Origin of the sequence: Winogradskyella wichelsiae, from assembly GCF_013403925.1 — a bacterium.
Lineage (GTDB): Bacteria > Bacteroidota > Bacteroidia > Flavobacteriales > Flavobacteriaceae > Winogradskyella > Winogradskyella wichelsiae.
This window is the reverse complement of sequence record NZ_JABFDJ010000007.1, coordinates 14,268-36,912: the sequence shown is the minus strand read 5'-3', so window position 1 is coordinate 36,912 and position 22,645 is coordinate 14,268. Positions and strand designations below refer to the sequence as shown.

At 31.8% G+C, this 22,645-nt stretch carries 28 protein-coding genes; 24 read left to right on the top strand and 4 right to left on the bottom strand.

Annotation, left to right across the window (positions count from 1 at the left end; all coding sequences use genetic code 11):
* Nucleotides 1–2 precede the first annotated feature (2 nt).
* The 19 genes from HM985_RS13990 (at nt 3) to HM985_RS13900 (ending at nt 14,512) form a co-directional block, all read left to right on the top strand.
* On the top strand, nt 3–473 hold the full coding sequence (locus HM985_RS13990; RefSeq protein WP_179376853.1) for a DUF6428 family protein: 471 nt from the start codon (nt 3–5) through the stop codon (nt 471–473).
* A 22-nt stretch (nt 474–495) separates the two neighbouring features.
* Nucleotides 496–1,107, top strand: a complete 612-nt coding sequence (locus HM985_RS13985; RefSeq protein WP_179376852.1) for an arsenate-mycothiol transferase ArsC — start codon at nt 496–498, stop codon at nt 1,105–1,107.
* Between the two features lie 8 nt (nt 1,108–1,115).
* Nucleotides 1,116–2,168 carry an ACR3 family arsenite efflux transporter gene (gene arsB, locus HM985_RS13980; protein WP_173588866.1) on the top strand — a complete coding sequence of 351 codons (1,053 nt, stop codon included), beginning with the start codon at nt 1,116–1,118 and terminating at the stop codon, nt 2,166–2,168.
* Between the two features lie 94 nt (nt 2,169–2,262).
* Nucleotides 2,263–2,919, top strand: a complete 657-nt coding sequence (locus HM985_RS13975) for a TetR family transcriptional regulator C-terminal domain-containing protein (RefSeq protein WP_179376851.1) — start codon at nt 2,263–2,265, stop codon at nt 2,917–2,919.
* A gap of 5 nt (nt 2,920–2,924) precedes the next feature.
* Nucleotides 2,925–4,235 (top strand): ABC1 kinase family protein, encoded by a 1,311-nt coding sequence (locus HM985_RS13970; RefSeq protein WP_179376850.1) that lies wholly within the window; start codon nt 2,925–2,927, stop codon nt 4,233–4,235.
* Nucleotides 4,236–4,853, top strand: a complete 618-nt coding sequence (locus HM985_RS13965; RefSeq protein WP_179376849.1) for a flavin reductase family protein — start codon at nt 4,236–4,238, stop codon at nt 4,851–4,853.
* Between the two features lie 21 nt (nt 4,854–4,874).
* Nucleotides 4,875–6,293, top strand: coding sequence for an SDR family oxidoreductase (locus HM985_RS13960; protein ID WP_179376848.1), 1,419 nt, complete (start codon nt 4,875–4,877; stop codon nt 6,291–6,293).
* Nucleotides 6,290–6,439, top strand: coding sequence for a DUF2256 domain-containing protein (locus HM985_RS13955; protein WP_179376847.1), 150 nt, complete (start codon nt 6,290–6,292; stop codon nt 6,437–6,439). Before HM985_RS13960 ends, HM985_RS13955 begins: the two co-directional genes overlap by 4 nt.
* A gap of 80 nt (nt 6,440–6,519) precedes the next feature.
* Nucleotides 6,520–7,995 (top strand): cryptochrome/photolyase family protein, encoded by a 1,476-nt coding sequence (locus HM985_RS13950; RefSeq protein ID WP_179376846.1) that lies wholly within the window; start codon nt 6,520–6,522, stop codon nt 7,993–7,995.
* On the top strand, nt 7,995–9,485 hold the full coding sequence (locus HM985_RS13945) for a cryptochrome/deoxyribodipyrimidine photo-lyase family protein (RefSeq protein ID WP_179376845.1): 1,491 nt from the start codon (nt 7,995–7,997) through the stop codon (nt 9,483–9,485). The genes HM985_RS13950 and HM985_RS13945 overlap by 1 nt, the downstream gene beginning before the upstream one ends.
* Nucleotides 9,486–9,586: 101 nt before the next feature.
* Nucleotides 9,587–10,018, top strand: coding sequence for a hypothetical protein (locus HM985_RS13940; protein WP_179376844.1), 432 nt, complete (start codon nt 9,587–9,589; stop codon nt 10,016–10,018).
* Nucleotides 10,015–10,287, top strand: a complete 273-nt coding sequence (locus HM985_RS13935; protein WP_179376843.1) for a TIGR03643 family protein — start codon at nt 10,015–10,017, stop codon at nt 10,285–10,287. The genes HM985_RS13940 and HM985_RS13935 overlap by 4 nt, the downstream gene beginning before the upstream one ends.
* Before the next feature lie 55 nt (nt 10,288–10,342).
* Nucleotides 10,343–11,035 (top strand): GTP cyclohydrolase I FolE, encoded by a 693-nt coding sequence (gene folE, locus HM985_RS13930; RefSeq protein WP_179376842.1) that lies wholly within the window; start codon nt 10,343–10,345, stop codon nt 11,033–11,035.
* Nucleotides 11,036–11,038: 3 nt separating this feature from the next.
* Nucleotides 11,039–11,269 (top strand): hypothetical protein, encoded by a 231-nt coding sequence (locus HM985_RS13925; protein WP_179376841.1) that lies wholly within the window; start codon nt 11,039–11,041, stop codon nt 11,267–11,269.
* Between the two features lie 10 nt (nt 11,270–11,279).
* Nucleotides 11,280–11,966 carry an SDR family NAD(P)-dependent oxidoreductase gene (locus HM985_RS13920; protein ID WP_179376840.1) on the top strand — a complete coding sequence of 229 codons (687 nt, stop codon included), beginning with the start codon at nt 11,280–11,282 and terminating at the stop codon, nt 11,964–11,966.
* A 35-nt stretch (nt 11,967–12,001) separates the two neighbouring features.
* A complete protein-coding gene (locus tag HM985_RS13915) occupies nt 12,002–12,172 on the top strand; it encodes a Lacal_2735 family protein (protein WP_179376839.1) in 171 nt (56 codons plus the stop codon).
* A 1-nt stretch (nt 12,173) separates the two neighbouring features.
* On the top strand, nt 12,174–12,638 hold the full coding sequence (locus tag HM985_RS13910; protein WP_179376838.1) for a TspO/MBR family protein: 465 nt from the start codon (nt 12,174–12,176) through the stop codon (nt 12,636–12,638).
* Between the two features lie 74 nt (nt 12,639–12,712).
* The gene (locus HM985_RS13905) at nt 12,713–13,180 is read left to right on the top strand and encodes an SRPBCC family protein (protein ID WP_179376837.1); all 468 of its coding nucleotides are present in this window, start codon (nt 12,713–12,715) and stop codon (nt 13,178–13,180) included.
* 27 nt (nt 13,181–13,207) lie between these two features.
* Entirely contained in the window at nt 13,208–14,512 is a 1,305-nt protein-coding gene (locus tag HM985_RS13900; protein WP_179376836.1) for a cryptochrome/photolyase family protein, read from the top strand.
* A gap of 227 nt (nt 14,513–14,739) precedes the next feature.
* Here HM985_RS13900 and murA read toward each other — a convergent pair whose 3' ends face one another.
* From murA to HM985_RS13885, 3 genes are all read right to left on the bottom strand, one after another.
* A complete protein-coding gene (gene murA, locus HM985_RS13895; protein ID WP_179376835.1) occupies nt 14,740–16,056 on the bottom strand; it encodes a UDP-N-acetylglucosamine 1-carboxyvinyltransferase in 1,317 nt (438 codons plus the stop codon).
* A 5-nt stretch (nt 16,057–16,061) separates the two neighbouring features.
* Nucleotides 16,062–16,721: a DUF4290 domain-containing protein gene (locus HM985_RS13890; protein WP_179376834.1), complete on the bottom strand. Its 660-nt coding sequence runs from the start codon at nt 16,719–16,721 to the stop codon at nt 16,062–16,064.
* Between the two features lie 97 nt (nt 16,722–16,818).
* Nucleotides 16,819–17,112, bottom strand: coding sequence for a DUF493 family protein (locus HM985_RS13885; RefSeq protein WP_179376833.1), 294 nt, complete (start codon nt 17,110–17,112; stop codon nt 16,819–16,821).
* A 79-nt stretch (nt 17,113–17,191) separates the two neighbouring features.
* Between HM985_RS13885 and HM985_RS13880 the strand changes: the two genes are divergently transcribed.
* The 5 genes from HM985_RS13880 (at nt 17,192) to HM985_RS13860 (ending at nt 21,732) form a co-directional block, all read left to right on the top strand.
* The gene (locus tag HM985_RS13880) at nt 17,192–17,734 is read left to right on the top strand and encodes an AAA family ATPase (protein ID WP_179376832.1); all 543 of its coding nucleotides are present in this window, start codon (nt 17,192–17,194) and stop codon (nt 17,732–17,734) included.
* Entirely contained in the window at nt 17,734–19,620 is a 1,887-nt protein-coding gene (locus tag HM985_RS13875; RefSeq protein WP_179376831.1) for a RecQ family ATP-dependent DNA helicase, read from the top strand. The genes HM985_RS13880 and HM985_RS13875 overlap by 1 nt, the downstream gene beginning before the upstream one ends.
* A complete protein-coding gene (gene fmt / locus HM985_RS13870; RefSeq protein ID WP_179376830.1) occupies nt 19,617–20,576 on the top strand; it encodes a methionyl-tRNA formyltransferase in 960 nt (319 codons plus the stop codon). Before HM985_RS13875 ends, fmt begins: the two co-directional genes overlap by 4 nt.
* Nucleotides 20,577–20,774: 198 nt before the next feature.
* Entirely contained in the window at nt 20,775–21,047 is a 273-nt protein-coding gene (locus HM985_RS13865; RefSeq protein WP_179376829.1) for an HU family DNA-binding protein, read from the top strand.
* 130 nt (nt 21,048–21,177) lie between these two features.
* Nucleotides 21,178–21,732, top strand: a complete 555-nt coding sequence (locus tag HM985_RS13860) for a YqgE/AlgH family protein (protein ID WP_179376828.1) — start codon at nt 21,178–21,180, stop codon at nt 21,730–21,732.
* Nucleotides 21,733–21,783: 51 nt separating this feature from the next.
* Here the strand turns inward: HM985_RS13860 and HM985_RS13855 are convergent, their stop codons facing one another.
* Nucleotides 21,784–22,638, bottom strand: a complete 855-nt coding sequence (locus HM985_RS13855) for an aminotransferase class IV (protein ID WP_179376827.1) — start codon at nt 22,636–22,638, stop codon at nt 21,784–21,786.
* Nucleotides 22,639–22,645: the final 7 nt, after the last annotated feature.

Sequence of the window (22,645 nt, the reverse complement as noted above, 5' to 3'; positions counted from 1 at the left end):
ATATGAAACTTTCAGCAATTAAATCAAAATTAAGATCGTTAGAAACTATCGCGTTTCAATTACCAAACGGAACTTTAGTTCCAAATCATTTTCATGTTACTGAAGTCGGTAAAATAACCAAAAACTTTATTGATTGTGGTGGAACTGTAAGGTCTGAAAACGTCGCTAACTTTCAATTATGGGAAGCAGATGATTATGATCACCGCTTACATCCTGAAAAATTATTAAGCATTATTGAGCTTTCTGAGAAGGTCTTAAACATTGAAGACTTAGAAATCGAAGTAGAATACCAAAGTGATACTATTGGAAAATACGGTTTAGATTTTGACGGTACAAACTTTTTATTAACTAGCAAGCTTACAGATTGTTTAGCAAAAGATAAATGTGGTATTCCTGAGCAAAAACCAAAACTTAAATTTTCAGATTTACAAAATGATGCTCCGTCTTGTGAACCAGGCTCTGGATGTTGTTAATTCTTAAATTTTAGAAAATATCATGCTATACCAAAATATAAAGAATCAAATAGAAGCCTTAGATATGGATTCTATTTCAGCTGAACGTAAAACTATTTTGCAACCACTTGTAGACTTTATTCAAAGTAAAGTAGCAGCAAAAAAGTCAGTTAATTTAGATTTTATTTGCACGCACAATTCACGCAGAAGTCATTTGTCTCAAGTATGGGCACAAGTTGCTGCTAAATATTACGAAATCAATAATGTATTCTGTTATTCTGCAGGTACAGAGGCTACAGCTTTATTTCCTGTTGCTGCTAAAACTTTAGAAAACACAGGTTTTGAAGTGCATACACTTTCAACAGGAAACAATCCTGTTTACAGTATTAAATATGCAGAAAATTCACATCCGGTGATATGTTTTTCAAAAACGATTACTTCAGAATTTAACCCAACTTCAGAGTTTGGTGCTATTATGACCTGTTCTAGTGCAGATAAAGGTTGCCCGTTTATTTCTGGTGCTGAAAAACGTATTCCTATTACGTATGAAGACCCAAAAGCCTTTGATAATACACCACAACAATTAGAGAAATATAATGAACGTAGTCTTCAAATTGCTACTGAAATGAAATATGTCTTTTCTAATATTAAATAATAATTATTATGAGTGCAATTAAAAAAAAATTAAGCTTTTTAGATAGTTACCTTACGTTATGGATATTTATCGCCATGTTAGTTGGTGTTGGTATCGGCAATTTTATTCCCGAATTCCCTGCGTATATTGAATCTTACAGCAGTGGATCTACAAATATCCCTATTGCCATAGGACTTATTTTAATGATGTATCCGCCTTTAGCAAAAGTGAATTACGCTTTGTTACCAAAGGTTTTTAAAGACGTAAAAGTCTTATCCATTTCTTTAGTTTTAAACTGGATTGTTGGTCCCGTTTTAATGTTCTTTTTAGCGATTATCTTTTTACAAGATTATCCTGAATATATGGTAGGTTTAATCTTAATTGGTTTAGCCCGTTGTATTGCCATGGTTTTAGTTTGGAATGATTTAGCTGAAGGCAGTAGCGAATACGGTGCTGGTTTAGTCGCTCTAAACAGTATTTTTCAGGTATTTGCTTATAGTTTTTATGCCTACCTATTTATTACCGTACTTCCACCCTATTTTGGTTTTGAAGGTGCTATAGTTGATATTTCGATAGGAACAATTGCTGAGAGCGTGGCTATTTATTTAGGTATTCCATTTTTATTAGGAATTCTTTCTCGTGTTATTTTAGTAAAACTTAAAGGTGAAGAATGGTATACTAAGAAATTTATTCCGACAATTTCACCAATGACATTAATTGCCTTACTATTTACAATTGTTGTAATGTTCTCTCTTAAAGGTGAAATGATTGTAGAAATCCCAATGGATGTTTTAATTATTGCCGTACCAATGCTTATTTATTTCTCTTTAATGTTTCTTATTGGCTTTTTTGTCAGTAAAGCTATGGGAGCAACTTATGACAAAAATGCAGCAATTGCATTTACAGCAGCGGGTAATAACTTTGAATTAGCTATTGCTGTTGCCATTGCAGTATTTGGTTTAAACTCTGGTCAGGCCTTTACTGGCGTGGTTGGTCCATTAGTAGAAGTACCAGCACTTATACTTTTAGTTCGTGTTTCCTTTTGGTTACGTAAAAAGTATTATTTACCTAAAAAGGCTTAGTTTAAAAATGTTCTTTTTCAATATGTTAAACTTTGTTTAACTTTAATCAAAAATAGTTAAACATTATTTATCTTTACATTGTAAATAAAGTACAATGGCAAAAAAGAAGAACATTAAGCAAGCGGATTTAATATCATTTTATATGGATTATGTGTTAACTCACAATCATAATCCAAAAACAGTATACGCATTTGCTAAAGACAATAATTTTGAAGAGCAGACATTCTACGAATTCTTTAGTTCGTTTGAAGCTTTAGAGCAATCTATATTCGAAATTTTCTTTAGCAATGCAATACATGTTTTAGAAAAAAGCGAAGAGTATCAATCTTTCGATGCCCGCAATAAATTACTAAGTTTTTATTTTACTTTTTTCGAAGTTTTAACCGCTAACAGAAGTTATGTGGTTTACGCTTTAAATAAAGAAAAACAGCCGTTAAAGTCTTTAAAACAACTTACACATTTAAGACATAGCTTTAACAAATACATTGCGTCTTTAGATATTAAGACGTTAGATCTTAAACAAGAAAAATTAGAGAAAATTAAGGACAAAACACTTAAAGAATCTGCCTGGTTTCAATTATTAATTACCATGAAATTCTGGTTAGACGACACCTCTACTTCTTTTGAAAAAACAGACATTTTTATAGAAAAATCGGTAACCGCTAGTTTCGATTTAATAGATACAACACCTATCAAAAGCCTAATTGATTTTGGTAAATTTTTATACAAAGAAAAAATCCACAAAAACTAATTAGGATGAAAACATTAGACAGTATTCCGATTTCAAAAATATCAAGAGCCTCTAAACTTGTTTCTACAGGAGCAAAAGTTGGAGTTAATTACTTGAAATATTATGGCGATAAAATAGTAAATTCTGAAGAAGATGCTAAAAATCGCCTCAATAAAAATAATGCAGAAGACATCTATGATAGTCTTAAAACATTAAAAGGAAGTGCACTTAAAGTTGCACAGATGCTAAGCATGGAGAAAAGCATATTGCCACAGGCCTATGTAGAAAAATTTTCTTTATCTCAATTTTCTGTGCCACCATTGTCACCACCATTAGTTATAAAAACATTTAAAAAATATTTCGGAAAACATCCCGAAGATATATTTGATACTTTTAACGCAACTTCAGTAAACGCTGCCAGCATCGGACAAGTCCATATGGCAGAAAAGGATGGGAAAAAACTTGCTGTGAAAATTCAATACCCTGGAGTTGCAGAAAGTATTGCTTCTGATTTGGCTTTAGTAAAACCTATTGCTATTAAAATGTTTAATATTAAAGGAAAAGATTCTGATAAGTACTTTAAAGAAGTTGAAAATAAACTTACAGAAGAAACTAATTACATCTTAGAAATTGCCCAGAGTAAAGAAATTTCTGAGGCTTGTAAACACATTCCGAATTTAAAATTTCCTGAGTATTACGAAGAATTTTCGTCTGAGCGCATTATAACTATGGATTATATGAAAGGGGAACATCTTTCAGAATTTGTAGCACATAATACAGACCAAGAAAAGTCTAACAAATTAGGACAAGCTTTATGGGATTTTTACATGTTTCAAATTCACAATCTAAGAAAAGTACATGCAGATCCGCATCCTGGTAATTTTTTAATTTCAGATAGCGCAGACTTAATTGCTTTAGATTTTGGTTGTATGAAAACCATTCCGGAAGACTTCTATATTCCTTATTTTGAATTAGCGGAACCAGAATGTATTCAGAATCCTAAATTGTTTACAGAAAAACTTTATGAACTTGAAATATTACGAAAAGATGATTCTGAAGAAGAAATCACCTTCTTTACCGCGATGTTTCATGAGTTATTAAGTTTATTTACTAAACCATTTCATGTTGAAGAATTTGATTTTTCAAGTTCGGATTTCTTTAATCAGATTTCAGAAATGGGACAACGCTATTCAAAAAGTACTGAGCTTAAAAATATGAATGGAAATAGAGGTTCTACCCACTTTATTTATATCAATAGAACCTTTTTCGGACTTTATAATTTAATGTTTGATCTTAAAGCTGAAAACGTAAAAATAAATAACTTCAAAAATCTATAAGTGGCAGAATTTTCTAAAGAAGACATTGACAAACTAGAACATTTATATAAAATAAACCTTATAAACAGTTGTTCTGGATACAAGTCTGCCAATCTAATTGGAACTAAAAGTGAAGATGAAATTTCCAATGTTGCTGTATTTAGTTCCGTAACCCATGTGGGGTCAGATCCTGCGTTGTTAGGCTTCTTTATGAGACCAACAACAGTGACGCGCAATACGTATCATAACTTAAAAACAACAGGTTGTTATACAATCAACCCAATTTTTGAAGCTATTTTAGAAGACGCACACCATACTTCTGCTAAATATGATGGTGAAATTTCAGAATTTGATGTTACCAATTTAGAAGAAGAATATAAAGGTGATTTTTTTGCCCCTTTTGTTAAAGGTGCACCACTGCAATTAGCCATGGAATATGTTGAAGAGTATCCTATTAAAGCAAATAATACAATTTTGATTATTGGTGCCATTAAAAAAATATATGTTGCTGATAATCTGATAGAAAACGATGGTTTTATTAACTTAGCCAAAGCTAAAATAGCCACTATAAACGGTTTAGACGGTTACAGCATACCAAAGTTAAAAACGCGATTAGACTATCAACGTCCTAAAAGCTAGATTTAAAAACATCGATGGTTTATGAAAATTCTTATTACAGGTACAACAGGTTATATTGCTAAACGACTTGCCTTACAATTATTAGAGCAAAATCACGAATTAGTTTGTTGCGTTCGCGACCTTAATCGAATTCCAGATGAACTAGAAGAGCATTCTAATTGTTCCTTTGTAAAAGTAGATTTTTTAAAACCAGAAAATGCTCAAATTCCTAAAGATATCGATGCTGCCTACTATCTTATTCATTCAATGGCAACATCTTCTAACGATTTTGAAAGTTTAGAAGAGCGTTGTGCTTCTAATTTTAAAAACTTAGTTTCAAAAACACAATGCGAACAAGTCATTTATTTAAGCGGAATCGTCAATGCAGAAACACTTTCTAAACATTTAAAATCGAGACTTTTAGTTGAAGAAACCCTAAAGTCTAATCATTATGCTTTAACAACATTTAGAGCAGGAATTATTGTGGGTAGCGGAAGTGCTTCTTTCGAAATTATAAGAGATATTGTAGAAAAATTACCATTTATGATTACCCCAAAATGGTTAAACACAAAGACACAACCCCTAGCCGTTAGAGACGTGCTTGCTTTTTTATCTGGTGGTTTAGGTAAAAAAGAATTGTACAACAATGCTTATGATATTTTTGGACCAGAAATTCTAACTTACAAAGAAATGTTACTTCAATTTGCTGAAGTAAGAGGTTTAAAACGCTACATCGTAACGCTTCCTGTGTTAACACCAAAGCTATCGTCCTACTGGTTATATTTTGTAACCTCTACTTCGTTTCAATTAGCAGCCGCATTGGTTGATAGTATGAAGGTTGAAGTCATAGGAAGACCTAGTAACATTAATGACGTTATTGGTATTAAACCTATGGATTATAAAACCGCTGTGGATTTAGCATTTCAAAAAACAGAACAAAATGCAGTTATTTCTAGTTGGAAAGATGCCGTAAGTAGCGGAAGGTTTAAAGACCAACTTTCTAAACATATAGAGTTACCACAATTCGGTTGTTTTAAAGACACAAGACAAAGAGCTGTTATAGATGAAGCCTATACATTAGAGAAAATTTGGAGCATTGGCGGTAAAAATGGTTGGTATAGTTTTAATAAATTATGGAAACTGAGAGGTTACATGGATAAGCTTTTTGGAGGTGTTGGTTTAAGACGTGGTAGAACGCACGATACTGATTTAGAAGCAGGTGACCCCTTAGATTTTTGGCGTGTATTACTCGCTGACAAAAAAGAAAAACGTTTGTTATTATTTGCTGAAATGCGATTACCAGGTGAAGCTTGGTTAGAGTTTAAAATTGAAAAAGGTCAGCTGTACCAGCGTGCTGTATTTAGACCAAAAGGAGTTTGGGGCAGATTATATTGGTATTCTGTGTTACCTTTTCATGCCTTTGTTTTTAAAGGAATGATTAACGCTTTGGTTGAAAAATGAAAACGGTAAAGAAAGTAAATCTTCCCATTAAAATCTGTCCTGTTTGTAAACGTCCTTTTATATGGCGAAAAAAATGGGAAAAGAACTGGAAAACTGTAAAGTATTGCAGTGATAAATGTCGAAAACAAAAAACTAAATCTCTTTGATATTATCTGAACTTATAATCTTTGAGACTCTCATTTCATAGAAATTTATTAGACGTAATTAGAAACTAAAACTTATAAAATTGAAGAATAAAGAAGCTATAATTATCTTTCCTCATCAACTATTTAAGTCTTCAGAGATTCTAGATTTAGATTATGAAATTTATCTTGTTGAAGAGTTACTATTCTTTAAACACTACAAGTTTCATAAGCAGAAAATTGCTTTTCATCGTGCTACAATGAAAGCCTATGCTTCCTATTTAGAATCGAAGGGGAAAACTGTAAATTATATCGAAGCCATTTCCGATTTATGCGATATTAGAAAACTAATTCCAGAATTGATTAAGGAAGGCATTAATAAACTTCACATTATTGACCCTACAGATAATTGGCTTCAAAAACGAATTGATTCTGCTACAATTAACTTAGACGTTAAATGGTACACTAATCCGTTATTTATAAATTCAAAAGAAGACTTAAACACTTTTTTTAAAGCTTCAAAAAAGAAATTCTTTCAAACCTCTTTTTATAAGCAACAACGTAAAAAACATCATGTTTTAATGGTTTCTGATGAACCTGAAGGCGGAAAATGGTCTTACGATGCTGACAACAGAAAGAAATACCCAAAGGATAAAACACCACCGAGTATTCAATTTCCTGATACATCAGATTTTCATGCCGAAGCAACAAACTATGTTAATTCAAATTTTAGTGATCATTATGGTAAACTCACCGATTTTTCTATTTATCCAATCGATTTTGAAACTTCAGAAGCTTGGTTTCAACAATTTTTAGAACAACGATTTCATGAATTTGGCATCTATGAAGATGCTATTGTAAAAGAAGAACATTTTTTAAATCACAGTTTACTTTCACCTTTAATTAATGTTGGTCTATTAAATCCTAAACAAGTTATTGATGAAGCTATTGCATATGCCAAATCTAATAACACCCCCTTGAATTCTACAGAAGGGTTTGTGAGACAAATATTAGGATGGCGAGAATTTATTAGAGGCGTTTATGAGGTAAAAGGCACTGAAGAGCGCAATAAAAACTTCTGGAAATTCAATAGAAAAATTCCAAAATCTTTCTATGATGGTACAACAGGAATTCCACCAATTGATGACGTAATTAAAAAAATATTAAAAACAGGCTATGCACACCATATAGAGCGTTTAATGCTTCTTGGAAATTTTATGGTACTCTGTGAATTCGATCCAGATGAGGTTTACAAATGGTTTATGGAACTCTTTATAGATGCTTATGATTGGGTGATGGTACCAAATGTGTATGGTATGAGTCTTTTTGCTGATGGAGGCTTAATGTCTACAAAACCATATATAAGCAGTAGTAATTACATCTTAAAAATGAGTAATTATTCTAAAGGAGATTGGCAACCTATATGGGATGGTTTATTCTGGACATTTATGGATAAACACAGAGATTTCTTTTTAAGTAATCCTAGATTAGGGATGCTTATTGGAACTTTTGATAAAATGAAGCAAAACAAGAAAGAAGAACACTTTAAAAATGCAGAACAGTTTTTAAACCTATTATAATGGAAACTAAAAAACACATAAATGTAGTTTGGTTAAAGCGTGATTTACGAATTGAGGATAACGAGGCTATTACCAACGCTTTAAAATCAGGTAAACGGACTTTACTACTCTATGTTTTTGAAAATATTTTACTAAATGATGCTCATTACAATGAACGACATTTCAACTTTATTAAACAATCTATATGCGATATAAATATAAAATTAGCAGATTACAACTCTAAAGTATTAAGCCTTACTAGCGACATAACAAGTACGTTTAATATGTTGCAAGAGTTCTATAAAGTAGACGCCATATATTCACACGTAGAAACAGGCCTATTAGTCACTTATAATAGAGATAAAGAATTTGCTAGGTATTGCAGAAATAATTTTATAAAATGGAATGAATCTAAAAATAATGGTGTAGAACGTGGACTTGTAAATAGAGAGAATTGGTTTGAAAATTGGGAAACTTACATGAACCAAGACTTAGAATCATTTCACCCTACTGAAAATCAATTATTACTTAAAGATGAAATAGAAGAATTAGAAAAAGTATTTGCAATTCCTTCGCTAACGACACCAATAGAAACTAGTTTTCAAAAAGGAGGACCTTCTACAGCTTGGAAATATGCAAATTCCTTTTTTGAAAGTCGTCATGAAACTTACATCACAAATATCTCTAAACCCGAAGCTTCAAGATACAGTTGTAGTAGAATATCACCATATATTGCTTGGGGTAATTTATCGATTAGGCAAGTTTATAAAAAGGCTGTACAATTAAAAACAAACAAGGCAGGTAAACAACATATTATAGCATTCATTTCTAGATTAAGATGGCAAGCTCATTTTATTCAAAAATTTGAAATGGAGCATACCATGGAAAACGCAAGCGTAAACAAAGGCTACCATAAATTAAAGAAAAACATTTCAGAAGATTATAAAATTGCTTGGGAAACAGGACAAACCGGATTTCCTTTAGTAGATGCCAGTATGCGTTGTTTAATTGAAACAGGATATGTTAATTTTAGAATGCGTGCTATGTTAGCTTCCTTCTTTACACATATTCTTTGGCAACCATGGCAATTTGCAACAACACACTTATCTCAACAGTTTTTAGATTTTGAACCTGGCATCCACTTTCCTCAATTACAAATGCAAGCTGGAGAAACTGGAATTAATAACCTTAGAATCTACAATCCTACCATAAATGGATTAAAACATGATCCGGATGCTATCTTCATCAAAAAATGGATTCCAGAATTAGCTGAACTAGATACCGTTTTTATTCATGAACCTTACTTAATGACGAAATTAGAAGAAAACTTTTACAACTTTAAACTTGGTGAAGATTACCCCTATCCTATTGTAGATATTAAAGAAAATAGGAAACGCGCAAGCGAAATTCTTTGGAATATGAAAAATGATGCAGATGTCGTTTTTGAAAGTAAAAGGATTTTAAAACGACATACATTAAACGATAGAAGGCGTATGCTAAGAAACAACTAAAAGGAAGCTATTTAAAACTTCCTTTTACACTCATAATAATCTGTTAATTTTTGTTTAACTATTCCGGCTACAAGTTAAACATTTTGTACATTTGAGTAGATATGATATTAAACACAACACATTATAATTCTGATCATAAGCAAATTATTGCTGACATAGTTGGCAGGTCGTTTAGTTTGGTACAGAAGTTGAGAATGGGAGGTATAGGTTCTAAGCGTATGATTATTGATGACGTAAGTCCAAATATGCAATCTGTAATGAATACTGTGGCAGATATTAACTATGGTAATATTGAATTAAGACCAAACGGTATTTTATTAAGGATTAATAAAGGCTTAAAAAACTTTACTTGGATTATACCATTTTATCAGCTTGTTATCTATAAAACTAATGGTTCTAGCATACATGCACAAGGGCGTTTTGTTCATTTTAGAAATAGTAAAACCTTTAAAGAAAATAAAAAATTCTTTAATAAGTTACTTGATTTAAAAGTACGTTATGATCTTAAATACGCAATGCCTAACAGCTTATGAATTTAGATTTAACAACTATAGATCGCGTTATCGAGATGGCATGGGAAGATAGAACCCCCTTTGATGCTATTACCTTTCAATTTAATTTGAATGAACAGGAGGTGATTACTTTAATGAGAAAAGAATTAAAGCCGAGTAGCTTCAGATTGTGGAGAAAACGGGTGCAAGGAAGGGCTACTAAACATAGTAAAAAAAGAACTTTTGACAAAGGTAGATTTAAATGCTCTCGTCAAAAAACAATATCAAATAACTCTATTTCAAAACGATAATTCGTGCTTTGATTTAAGTTTGGAGTACTTAAAGACAGCACATTAAAAAGATTTTATGAATACAAATACAACTTCCAATACAAATGAAATTTCTATTAATAGTTTCTCTCCTGAAGCTATCGGAGACGATCATTTATTTACCAGTTTAGATACACCAATGAAGCCAAATGCTTTTGAAATGTCTAACGAGGAAAAGAAAAACCGTATCGCAATATTATTTTCAGAAATAATGGACGTCATTGGGTTAGATCTTACCGACGATTCTCTTAAAGGCACACCAGATCGCGTTGCTAAAATGTATATTGAAGAAATATTTTCAGGTTTGGACCCTAAAAATAAGCCAAAAGTGGCTCTTTTTGAAAATAAATACCAATATAATCAAATGGTAGTAGAAAAAAATATTACCTTATACTCTAATTGTGAGCATCATTTTGTTCCTATTATAGGAAAAGCTCATGTCGCTTATAAATCTTCGGGGAAAGTTATTGGACTTTCAAAATTAAACCGAATTGTACAATATTATGCTAAACGTCCTCAGGTTCAAGAACGTTTAACAAACCAAATTGCAAATGAACTAAAAATGGTTTTAGAAACCGAAGATGTTGCTGTAATCATAGATGCTAAACACTTATGTGTTTCTTCTAGAGGAGTTAAAGACGATGCTTCTACCACAGTAACTACATATTATGGAGGCGAATTTAATAATGTCTCAAAAATTGTCGAATTACAAAACTATATAAACAATTAAGCTATGAAAACAGTAGAAAAAGCTTTAGAATTTGAAAACAGAAAATTCTCATTTAAAACAACAAGTGACAGAATTTTAGCAGCTAGAGAAGCCAAAGACTTAATATTAGAAGTCAACGAATTATATAAAAAAGAAAAGGACGCTAAACTTATGGATATTATGAAGCGTTTAACTGTTATCAAACAAAAAATAGAAAAACGATTAAAAGGTAGACCTTTAACAGCAACATCTTAATCTATACAAGATGAAAAGGTTAATAGTTATTGGAGGAAGCAAAGGTATTGGCAAAGCAATTGTTACATCTTTGCTTTCTTTTTACGATGAAATCGTAAACATTAGCAGAACGGATTTAGAAGAATCTCATCCCAATCTTAAACATTACAAATGTGATATTTTAACGGATGAATTACCAAATATCGAAGAAGCAGATGGATTGGTATATTGCCCAGGTAGTATTAATCTTAAGCCTATAACTAGATTAAGCATTGACGATTTTAGAGATGACTTTGAAATCAATGTTATTGGAGCTGTAAAAGCGATAAAAAAATACATCCCTGCTTTAAAAAAAGGCAGCAAACCTTCTATTGTACTTTTTAGTACAGTTGCAACAAAATTAGGGATGCCATTTCATGCAAGTGTAGCAGCATCAAAGTCTGCTATTGAAGGGTTAACAAAATCGTTAGGAGCAGAATTAGCACCAACTATAAGAGTTAATGCCATAGCACCAACAGTAACTGATACAGAATTAGCTTCTAAACTTTTACGGAATGAGCGCATGATTGAAAACATGAACGAGCGCCACCCGCTAAAAAAATATTTACAACCCGAAGAAGTTGCAGATATGGCAGCCTTCTTATTATCTGATAAAGCAGCCTCTCAATCTGGTCAGATATTTGAAATGGATTGTGGAATTGTTAGTTTTAAGTTATAAGATTCTAAAGGTATTAATAATTAAAATTGCTCATAATGTTCGGACTATTTAAAAAAACATCAGAAGTAGATAAACTTCAAAAGCAATACGAAAAACTCATGGCACAATGGCATAAACTCTCAACAACAAATAGAACTGAGAGTGACAAAGTGTATGCTGAAGCTCAAATAATAGGTGATAAAATAGAAAAACTAAAACAACTTTAAATTGAAAAAAATCTACCTCTTTATATTATTTCTTATCATCAATTTTGGTGGCCTCGCAATTGGCAGTTGGCTTATGGGAGATGCAATATCTGGAGAATGGTATTCTAATTTAAATAAAGCTCCATGGACACCGCCTGGTTGGGTTTTTGGATTCGAATGGACCTTAATTATGCTTTGTTTTTCGGTATATCTCAGTTTTCTTTTTTCTATTAGACATTCAAGAGTTGTAGTGTTTGTATATGCAATTGCAGTAGTTTTAAATGTTAGTTGGAATTACTTATTTTTCAATCAACAATTAACAACTTTTGCATTGGTAAACATAGCATCATTAACTTTGGTAATCTTCTATCTTTTTATAACGTTTAGAGACGATAAATTACGATATCTAAAGTATCTCTTATTACCATATATCATTTGGCTTTGTATTGCCACTTCTTTAAATACATACGTTGTTTTTAACAATTAATGTGCATTATTCATTGGTGCAAAAGATTAATTAACCCCATTCAATTTCATATCATTTAACTCTGTTTCATTATTATGAAGATATACACCTTACATAAAAAACAAAATTTACCAATTTCGGTAGAGCAAGCTTGGGAATTCTTATCTAGCCCTGCTAATTTAAAAACTATTACACCTGATTATATGGGATTCCATATTCTTTCAGGGGCAGATAAACCCATGTTTTCAGGTCAAATTATTCAATATATTGTTACACCAGTTTTAGGTATTAAAACAAAATGGGTAACTGAAATAACCCACGTTAAAGACAAAGAATACTTTGTAGATGAACAACGTTTTGGGCCTTACGCACTTTGGCATCACAAACATTTTATTAAACAAATAGAAGGGGGAGTTGAGATGGAAGACATTATCGATTACAAAGTACCTATGGGAATTTTAGGACAACTTGTCCATCCCATATTAGTGAAACCTAAACTGGAAGAAATTTTTAATTACAGAACCAAGAAGTTAGAAGAACTCTTTGGTAAATATGAAGGATAAAAATAAGTTCAATAAGACATATATTCTATGAGTAAAAAGGTAAATATTTTTTGGTTTCGACGCGATTTAAGATTAGATGACAATCTTGGTTTTCAAGAAGCCTTAAAAGGCGAATTTCCTGTACTACCAATTTTTATATTCGATACAGAAATATTAGACCACTTACCAAAAGATGATGCTCGTGTTACATTTATACATGACACACTTCAGGTAATGAGACAAACTCTTCAAGATAAACATAGCAGTAGTATTGCAATTTTTAAAGGAAAACCTGATGCTATTTATAAACAACTCATAAAAGATTATAATATTAATACTGTTTATACCAATCATGATTATGAACCTTATGCAAAGGATAGAGACGGTGAAATTAAAATATTACTAGAAGAGCATAATATTGATTTAAAAACTTTTAAAGATCATGTTATCTTTGAAAAAAGCGAGGTCGTAAAAAAAGATGGAGATCCCTATTTGGTTTATACCCCATATATGCGTAAGTGGAAAGAAACCTTTAAAACCGTTGATTTAGAAATATATTACACAAATTCTTATTTAAATAATTTAATTAAAAATAGCAGATTACCTAATTTAACTTTAACTGATATAGGTTTTACAACATCAATACAAAAAATAGTACCATATAATGTGACACCGACATTAATTCAAAATTATGAAGGTACTCGAGATTTTCCTGCCAAAGATTCAACTTCTAGATTAGGTCCTCATTTAAGATTTGGTACCGTAAGTATTCGAAAAATGCTAAAAAAAGCCATTGCTGAAGACAATGAAATATTTTGGCAAGAATTAATTTGGCGTGAGTTTTTTATACAAATTTTATGGCATTTTCCACATACAACGAATAAAGCATTTAAACCGAAATACGAACGTATTGAATGGAGATATAACGAAACCGAATTTAAAAAATGGTGTGAAGGAAAAACAGGTTACCCACTAGTGGACGCTGGCATGCGTCAACTTAACGAAACCGGTTTTATGCACAACAGGATTCGTATGCTTGTTGGTAGTTTTCTATGTAAGCATCTACTAATGGATTGGCGTCTTGGTGAAGCTTATTTTGCAGAAAAACTTCATGATTATGAAATGGCTAGTAATGTTGGCAACTGGCAATGGGTTGCTGGTTGTGGTGTTGATGCAGCACCTTATTTCAGAATTTTTAATCCTACAACACAAATTCAGAAATTTGACAAAAAACATGAGTACTTAAAAAAGTGGGTTCCTGACTATCAAGAATTGACTTATCCACAGCCAATTGTAGATCATAAAGAAGCAAGAGAACGTTGCTTAAGCACTTATAAATCGGCATTAAATTAACAATATTTAAAGGGTATTTACATTTTAAATAAACAAAATACAATAAAACAATAAATATAGCGTTATAAGAATAAGGCGATTAATGTCTTAGCGAAATAACCATTTCAAAACAACAATTTTAAAAAGCTCTGTTTAGTCTTCAGAGCTTTTTTCGTTTTCAAAATTATAATTACAAAAAAAAGCTTCAAGTTTAAACTTGAAGCTTTTTATTCTATTAAATTAATTCCTTAATTACCTTCTACGCGCTCAATTCTTGCACCAATAGCTCTTAAGCGTTCGTCAATATTTTCATAGCCACGATCAATTTGTTCTATATTATGAATTATAGAAGTTCCTTTAGCTGATAATGCTGCAATTAATAAAGAAACCCCAGCTCTAATATCTGGAGATGTCATTGTTGTAGCTTTTAAAGTTGATTTAAAATCATGACCAATTACGGTCGCTCTGTGTGGATCACAAAGAATAATCTTAGCGCCCATGTCTATTAATTTATCGACAAAGAATAGACGACTTTCAAACATTTTTTGATGTACTATAGCACTACCTCTTGCTTGAGTTAAAACGGTTAATATAATACTTAACAAGTCTGGTGTAAAACCAGGCCATGGTGCATCTGAAATCGTTAGAATAGAGCCATCAATATAACTTTGAACTTCATAACCGTCTGTGTGTGCGGGAATATGAATATCATCTCCCTGACGCTCAACAGTAATTCCTATTTTTCTAAATACATTTGGAATAACCCCTAAATCGTCCCAACTTACATTGGTAATTGTCAATTCACTTTTTGTCATAGCAGCCAAACCTATCCAGCTACCAATTTCAATCATATCAGGTAACATTCTATGTTCAGTTCCACCAAGACTATCAACCCCTTCAATGGTTAAAAGGTTTGAACCTACTCCTGAAATTTTAGCGCCCATTCGGTTCAACATTTTACAAAGCTGCTGCAAATAAGGTTCGCATGCTGCATTATAAATAGTTGTTATTCCTTCTGCTAAAACTGCAGCCATAACAATGTTAGCTGTACCAGTCACGGAAGCTTCATCTAAAAGCATATAAGTTCCTTTTAGCTTATCTGCTTCTACTCCGTAAAATAAATCTTCTTTGTTATATCGAAATTTTGCTCCTAAATTAATAAAGCCTTCAAAATGTGTATCTAAACGGCGACGACCAATTTTATCTCCACCTGGTTTTGGTATATATCCTTTACCAAAACGAGCTAATAAAGGACCTACAATCATTATAGAACCTCTTAAGCCTTTTCCATCTTCTTTAAATTCTGCTGATTCTAAATATTCTAAATTAACCTCATCCGCTTTAAACGTATAAGACCCTTTATCTAATTTATTAATTTTAACACCCAGTTTTTTTAATAAAGCAATAAGCTTATTAACATCTATGATGTCAGGGATATTATCAATTTTAATTTCTTCGGCAGTTAAAAGTACTGCGCATAAGATTTGTAAGGCTTCGTTTTTTGCTCCTTGAGGCTGAATTTTCCCTTTTAAGCGATGACCTCCTTCAATTTTAAATGTACTCATACGTTTTAATAACGTTTTCTATTATTAGTATATTTTTTCTTCGTTGTACTACTCGTCTTTTTATTAGAAGTACTTTTACTACCGTATTTAGACTTGGCACGCATTAAACTAGTTGAGTCGCTAAGATTTTCGTTACTTTCTTTAAGATCTATTTTCCCATCAGAAAGCTCATATAAATGTTTATAAATTACAGCATCTTCAACGGTGTCTTTGTTCCAGTTTAAAAAACACTTTTTCATGTGATTAGCGATTGTAAAAGTTAAAGCTTCCTTTAACTCACCATCTTCCCAACCCACTGCAACATCTATCATTGTTTTTATATTATTACCATAAAAACGATATTTCGGAAAATTTTGAGGATATTTTAACGGCTCAGGTCTCGCAAGTATTTCTTCTTTTGATGGCTCTCCGTAAGGTGCATCAACATCAATTTCAAAATCGGCCATAATAAATAGCTGATCCCATAATTTATGTTGAAAATCTGGCACATCCCTTAAGTGCGGCTGTATATTTCCCATTACAGAGATAATACCTTTAGCTACTTTATTGCGCTCCTCTTTTGTTTCACGTGATTTAGCATAATTGATCATCTTTTGAAGATGACGTCCATACTCTGGAATAATTAAATGCTCGCGCTCTGTGTTGTATTCTAAATCGTCAATCAAAATTATAAATGTAAAAAAGTGTAGTGTATAAATTTAAACCTGTAGTCTTCTAGGTTTTGTTGCAAAGTACAAAAAAATACTAAGCTAAAAAGATATTTTATAAGGAAATTACTCCTTCAACATTTTCTGCTACTTCCTTGTACTTAGTAATTACAGCTTCAGGGTCTTTCATTTTAACGTTGATAGACACACTTGTATATTTCCCTTTCTTAGACGCTGTAGTTGTTATGACTGCTCCTAAATTATCAAAAAGACTATCAATATGGTTAACACCAGAACTGTCTGTTAATACAATAAATTTATATAAATATTCAGAAGGCCAAGTGGCTGTATCGTATAATTGAGCTTTTAATTTTTCGTAAAATTCTTCTGTTTTTTTAGAATTATCCATAATGAAATTTTTCAGTTGTAAAGATACGCTTAACTTTACATTTTTATATTTTATTTTTTACATCAAAAATACTGCCAATTTGAATCCAAAAAAAATTGTTATTGCAGGTGGACCTGGAACAGGAAAAACTACCATTATAGATGAATTAAAAAAACGTAGTCATGTTTGTTACGATGAAATATCGAGGCAAATTACATTACAAGCTAGAGCAGATGGTATTGAACAACTTTTTCTAACTGAACCGCTCTTATTTAGCGAAAAACTTTTAGAGGGCAGAGCACAACAATTTAAAGAGGCTGCTAATGAAAAAGAATCTAACGTTTTTTTAGACAGAGGACTGCCTGACGTTATTGCATATATGGATTATATAGGTGACACCTATCCTAACCATTTTGTTACTACTTGCAATAAGCATAAATATGATGCCATATTTATATTAGCCCCTTGGCAAGAGATTTTTACGAGCGATAGCGAACGTTATGAAAGTTTTGAAGAAGCTATTGAAATTCATGATCATTTAATAAAAACATATCAGCGTTTTGGCTATCAATTAATTGATGTTCCTTTTGGTAATGTAGATACGAGAGTTAATTTTATTTTAGAGTCCTTAAACTTGCGGTAATGCATCCATTAGAAGTTTTAGAGCGGTATTGGAATCACACTTCGTTTAGACCGTATCAAGAAGAAATTATTAATGCGGTTTTAAACCGTGAAGACACCTTTGCGCTTTTACCAACAGGAGGTGGAAAATCAGTGTGCTTTCAAATCCCTGCACTTATACAAGATGGCATTTGTATTGTAGTATCTCCATTAATTGCTTTAATGAAAGACCAAGTCAATACCTTAAAAGCAAAAGGAATCAAAGCTATTGCGCTAACTTCTGGATTATCTTATAAAGATTTAGATACACAATTAGATAATTGTATCTATGGAAATTACAAATTCCTATATCTCTCACCAGAACGTTTGCAGCAGACATTAGTACAAGATCGTATACAGCAGATGAAAGTAAATCTAATTGCTGTAGATGAGGCGCATTGTATTAGTCAATGGGGTAATGATTTTAGACCTGCATATAAAGATATCACTATACTGAGACAAATGCACCCTCACGTTAACTGCATTGCACTAACAGCAACCGCAAAGCATAATGTGGTTGATGATATTGTTGCTAACCTCGACTTTATAAACCCTAAAATATTTAAAGCTTCGTTTGCAAGACCAAATATCGCATATAATGTTGTGCATACCGATGATAAACTATATCAATTAGAATATTTACTAAAAACTTATCCTGGTTCTTCAATCATATATGTAAGAAACCGCAGAGCAACCACTAATATTCATAATTTTTTAAGTTCAAAAGGATTCTCTTCAACGTTTTATCATGGTGGTATTACAAATAAAGAAAAACAAGAACGTCTATATGAATGGAGTCACGGACAAAAGCAAATTATAGTGGCTACAACTGCTTTTGGAATGGGCATTGACAAAGCAGATGTAAAAACTGTTATCCACTTTAATTTACCAGAAAGTTTAGAAAGCTATTACCAAGAAGCAGGACGCGCTGGAAGAAATGAAGAATTAGCACATGCTTTTATTTTAAAGCAACATATTGACGAAGAGCATCTACGCAGTCAATTTTTAAGCACACTTCCCTCCGTGAAATTTGTAAAAACGGTTTATAATAGGTTGTGTAACTACTTTCAGGTTTCTTATGGTGAAGGTGAGAATACGGTTCATCAATTCGATTTTAGATCCTTTTGTAGTCATTATAAGTTAAACACTAGCATGACTTATAATTCACTATTAATATTAGATAGAAATGCTATTATAACTCTTAACCAATATTATAATTTTAGAACTAAAATTCAGTTTATAACCACTAATGCTGTTTTATTTCAATATTTAGAAACACATTTAGACTTAAATATTTTGGTTAAAGTATTATTGAGAACTTATGGAGGAATTTTTGATTACGATACCAAAGTAGACCTCAACTTAGTTATAACTAAAGCAAAAACCCCAGAAAAACTAGTAATTGCCCAGTTACAGCGCTTAGAAAAAGATGAAGTCATTAGTCTACAAATGGCAGATACGGATTCTGAAGTTACATTTTTAAAACCTCGCGAAGATGATGTTACTATTAACCCTATTGCAAAAACTATAAATCATCAACATACTTTAAAACATCAGCAAATTGAATCTGTCATTAACTATATTAAGAATGATTCCGTCTGCAGAAGTCAGCAACTTCTACTCTATTTCGGTGAAAAACCTAAGAAAGTCTGTGGTATATGTTCTGTTTGTACTTCTAAATTAAAAAATAATCCACCTAAAAGTAGTGAAGCTGAAATTTTAGAAGCTTTAAAAGAAAATCCTTTAACATCAAGACAATTATTATATCAAATTAAATGTTCAGAACAAAATCTTTTACAGAGCCTTTCAGAACTTATAGCATTAAAAAAAATTAAACTAACACAAGCTAACACTTATACACTAGCATGACAGATAAACGTGATTTAAGAATTGTATTTATGGGAACGCCAGATTTTGCCGTTGCCACATTAAAAGCATTAATAGACCATAATTACAATGTAGTTGGGGTTATTACGGCACCAGATAGACCTGCAGGAAGAGGACAAAAACTTAGAGCTTCTGCAGTTAAAGAATTTGCATTGGTAAAAAATCTAAATATCTTACAGCCAACAAACCTAAAATCTGAAGCTTTTTTAGAAGAGCTAAAAGCGCTAGAAGCTAATTTGCAGATTATAGTAGCGTTTAGGATGCTTCCTAAGGTTGTTTGGCAAATGCCAGCATACGGTACGTTTAACCTTCATGCCTCTCTACTGCCTCAGTACAGAGGAGCCGCACCTATACATTGGGCTATTATAAATGGAGAAACTAAGACAGGAGTTACCACTTTTTTTATAGATGAAAAAATTGATACTGGAGCCATTATTAAAAGTGAAACTACCAATATAGATGCTAGTACAACTGTAGGTGAATTACACGATAATTTAATGACAATAGGAAGTCAACTTGTAATTAAGACTGTAGAACAAGTTGAAACAAACTCCATAACGACCACTATACAACCACAAACTGAAGATTTAAAAACAGCCTATAAGCTAAATAGAGATAATTGTAAAATTGATTGGTCACTACAAATAGACACTATTTATAATAAAATTAGAGGATTAAACCCATTTCCCACAGCTTGGTGCCATTTAGATAACAACGAAGACAAGCCTTTATCTGTAAAGATTTACGGTGTAGAAAAAGTTGAAGATGAGCACAATTTTGAAGCGGGACAGCTATTCTCCTCTAAAAACGAGTTAAAAGTCGCGTGTCAAGGAGGTTACATAAAAATATTAGAAATTCAACTTCCTGGAAAGAAAAAAATGGATACAAAATCATTATTAAATGGGTTTGAATTTTCTGATGGTTCAAAACTGCTGTAACCCCTTATAATCATTGGTTTTACAAAAAACCAGATGAAATACATGTCGTTTATTAACAAATATCATAAGTTATTAACAAAAACCCGTATTTCCCTTGCTATTACTTGTGTAGCTTAATTTTCCTAATAATTTTGTGTACGGCTTTTAGAGAGTTTTTATTCTGATATCCGAAATTTTAACAATTTAAACTTAATATTTATGAACAAAACAGATTTAATCAATGGAATGGCAGAAAATGCTGGAATTACAAAGGCAGCTGCAAAAAAAGCTTTAGATTCTTTATTAGTTGACATCGAAGGATCTTTACAAAAAGGAAACAGAGTTTCTTTAGTAGGTTTTGGTTCTTGGTCAGTTTCAAAAAGAGCTGCAAGAGATGGAAGAAATCCACAGACTGGAAAAACTATAAAAATCCAAGCTAAAAATGTAGTTAAATTTAAGGCAGGTTCTGACTTAAGTAGCGCTGTAAACTAAGCTATTTTTATACTCAAAATACATAACCTGCTCTATGAGCAGGTTTTTTTTGCTTTAATTTAAAAGCTAATTAGTTGCTTTTTTAAGAAAAAAAACATAGCTTTAGTAATCTAAACAATAGAAAGCAAAGATGAACAAACCCGAAAAAGGCAATTTGCTAATTGCTGAACCATCCATTATCGGTGATATGTCATTTAATCGTGCTGTGATACTTTTAGCAGATCATAACGCACTAGGCTCCGTTGGATTTATTTTAAACAAACCGCTAGATTATAACCTTAAAGACCTAATTGAAGGTACAGATTCTAATTTCCCTGTGTACAATGGAGGACCTGTAGAACAAGACAATCTCTATTTTATTCATAAATCGCCAGAATTAATACCCAATAGTGTAGAAATATCTCATGGTATTTTTTGGGGAGGTGATTTTAAAATTGTGCTAAACTTAATTAACCTTGGTGAAATCTCTACCGATGATATTCGTTTCTTTTTGGGATATTCAGGTTGGGATGAGCAACAATTAGATAACGAACTAAAATCTAATGCTTGGTTAATATCTGAAAATATATATCATAAAGAAATCATTTCAAAATCTTGTAATTCTTTCTGGAAAGAAAAAATGCTAGAACTTGGTGGAGATTATAGTATATGGTCTAATGCACCAGAAAACCCTAGCTACAATTAACAAATAAAATCAATGCGATAAAAAATATTAATAAATTTAAATTAACTAATTTTATGACATTAGTCTCAGTTTAGCATTAATTTTACTAAGAAGTTGCTGTGCAAATTCACTACCGTAAGTTTTTTTACGGTATTTAGTAATCGGCACAATTCCTTTAATTACATTAGTAATAAATAATTCATCAGCTTTTTGAAGTTCAAATGGACTTATACTTGCTTCTTCTATAACAACATTTACATCTTTAGCTAAAAGCTCTAATATTTGTTTTCTCATTACCCCTTTAAGACAGCCTTCTTCAAGCGGTGGTGTTTTAATCTTATCACCTTTAACCAAAAATAAATTCCCATTTAAAGCCTCTAGAATACTCTTATTTGTGTTTAGTACTAAACAGTTGTCTAAATCATTTTCCTCTGCATAAATACTTCCAATGACTTGGACGGCTTTATTATTAGACTTCAGTCCCGATAAAAATCCTGGCGCAACAAAATAATCTTTATATAAATCTACAATACAGCTCGCATTAGTATCTATAGTATAAAATGGATCATTATGTGGTTCTGTGATAATATTAAAGTGAACTTGCGTACTATCTGAAGGTAAGTATTTACCTCCTTCACCTCTATCTACATTAATCCTAACGCGGGCTGCAGACTGCAATAAATCATTAACTTCTAAAGTCTTTAAAACTTCTGCTTCAAGAAATTCCATTGTAAAACTCATAGGAATATCCATTCTAAGAATACGCATTGAAGACATCAGTCTAAAATAATGATCTTCCCAAAAAAAGATTTTACCATTAACTACTTTTAAAGTTTCAAAAAGAGCATCACCATACTTATAACCTCTGTTCTCAATTGAGAGCTTAGCATCTGATTCCGATAGTAGGGTTCCATTAAAATTTACCATATAAAAT

Bases quoted from the DNA above. Each gene is read 5' to 3' on its own strand.
- HM985_RS13990 (WP_179376853.1), top strand. From the start codon at position 3: ATGAAACTTTCAGCAATTAAATCAAAATTAAGATCGTTAGAAACTATC.
- HM985_RS13985 (WP_179376852.1), top strand. From the start codon at position 496: ATGCTATACCAAAATATAAAGAATCAAATAGAAGCCTTAGATATGGAT.
- arsB (WP_173588866.1), top strand. From the start codon at position 1,116: ATGAGTGCAATTAAAAAAAAATTAAGCTTTTTAGATAGTTACCTTACG.
- HM985_RS13975 (WP_179376851.1), top strand. From the start codon at position 2,263: ATGGCAAAAAAGAAGAACATTAAGCAAGCGGATTTAATATCATTTTAT.
- HM985_RS13970 (WP_179376850.1), top strand. From the start codon at position 2,925: ATGAAAACATTAGACAGTATTCCGATTTCAAAAATATCAAGAGCCTCT.
- HM985_RS13960 (WP_179376848.1), top strand. From the start codon at position 4,875: ATGAAAATTCTTATTACAGGTACAACAGGTTATATTGCTAAACGACTT.
- HM985_RS13955 (WP_179376847.1), top strand. From the start codon at position 6,290: ATGAAAACGGTAAAGAAAGTAAATCTTCCCATTAAAATCTGTCCTGTT.
- HM985_RS13945 (WP_179376845.1), top strand. From the start codon at position 7,995: ATGGAAACTAAAAAACACATAAATGTAGTTTGGTTAAAGCGTGATTTA.
- HM985_RS13940 (WP_179376844.1), top strand. From the start codon at position 9,587: ATGATATTAAACACAACACATTATAATTCTGATCATAAGCAAATTATT.
- HM985_RS13935 (WP_179376843.1), top strand. From the start codon at position 10,015: ATGAATTTAGATTTAACAACTATAGATCGCGTTATCGAGATGGCATGG.
- folE (WP_179376842.1), top strand. From the start codon at position 10,343: ATGAATACAAATACAACTTCCAATACAAATGAAATTTCTATTAATAGT.
- HM985_RS13925 (WP_179376841.1), top strand. From the start codon at position 11,039: ATGAAAACAGTAGAAAAAGCTTTAGAATTTGAAAACAGAAAATTCTCA.
- HM985_RS13920 (WP_179376840.1), top strand. From the start codon at position 11,280: ATGAAAAGGTTAATAGTTATTGGAGGAAGCAAAGGTATTGGCAAAGCA.
- HM985_RS13915 (WP_179376839.1), top strand. From the start codon at position 12,002: ATGTTCGGACTATTTAAAAAAACATCAGAAGTAGATAAACTTCAAAAG.
- HM985_RS13905 (WP_179376837.1), top strand. From the start codon at position 12,713: ATGAAGATATACACCTTACATAAAAAACAAAATTTACCAATTTCGGTA.
- HM985_RS13900 (WP_179376836.1), top strand. From the start codon at position 13,208: ATGAGTAAAAAGGTAAATATTTTTTGGTTTCGACGCGATTTAAGATTA.
- murA (WP_179376835.1), bottom strand. From the start codon at position 16,056: ATGAGTACATTTAAAATTGAAGGAGGTCATCGCTTAAAAGGGAAAATT.
- HM985_RS13885 (WP_179376833.1), bottom strand. From the start codon at position 17,112: ATGGATAATTCTAAAAAAACAGAAGAATTTTACGAAAAATTAAAAGCT.
- HM985_RS13875 (WP_179376831.1), top strand. From the start codon at position 17,734: ATGCATCCATTAGAAGTTTTAGAGCGGTATTGGAATCACACTTCGTTT.
- fmt (WP_179376830.1), top strand. From the start codon at position 19,617: ATGACAGATAAACGTGATTTAAGAATTGTATTTATGGGAACGCCAGAT.
- HM985_RS13865 (WP_179376829.1), top strand. From the start codon at position 20,775: ATGAACAAAACAGATTTAATCAATGGAATGGCAGAAAATGCTGGAATT.
- HM985_RS13860 (WP_179376828.1), top strand. From the start codon at position 21,178: ATGAACAAACCCGAAAAAGGCAATTTGCTAATTGCTGAACCATCCATT.
- HM985_RS13855 (WP_179376827.1), bottom strand. From the start codon at position 22,638: ATGGTAAATTTTAATGGAACCCTACTATCGGAATCAGATGCTAAGCTC.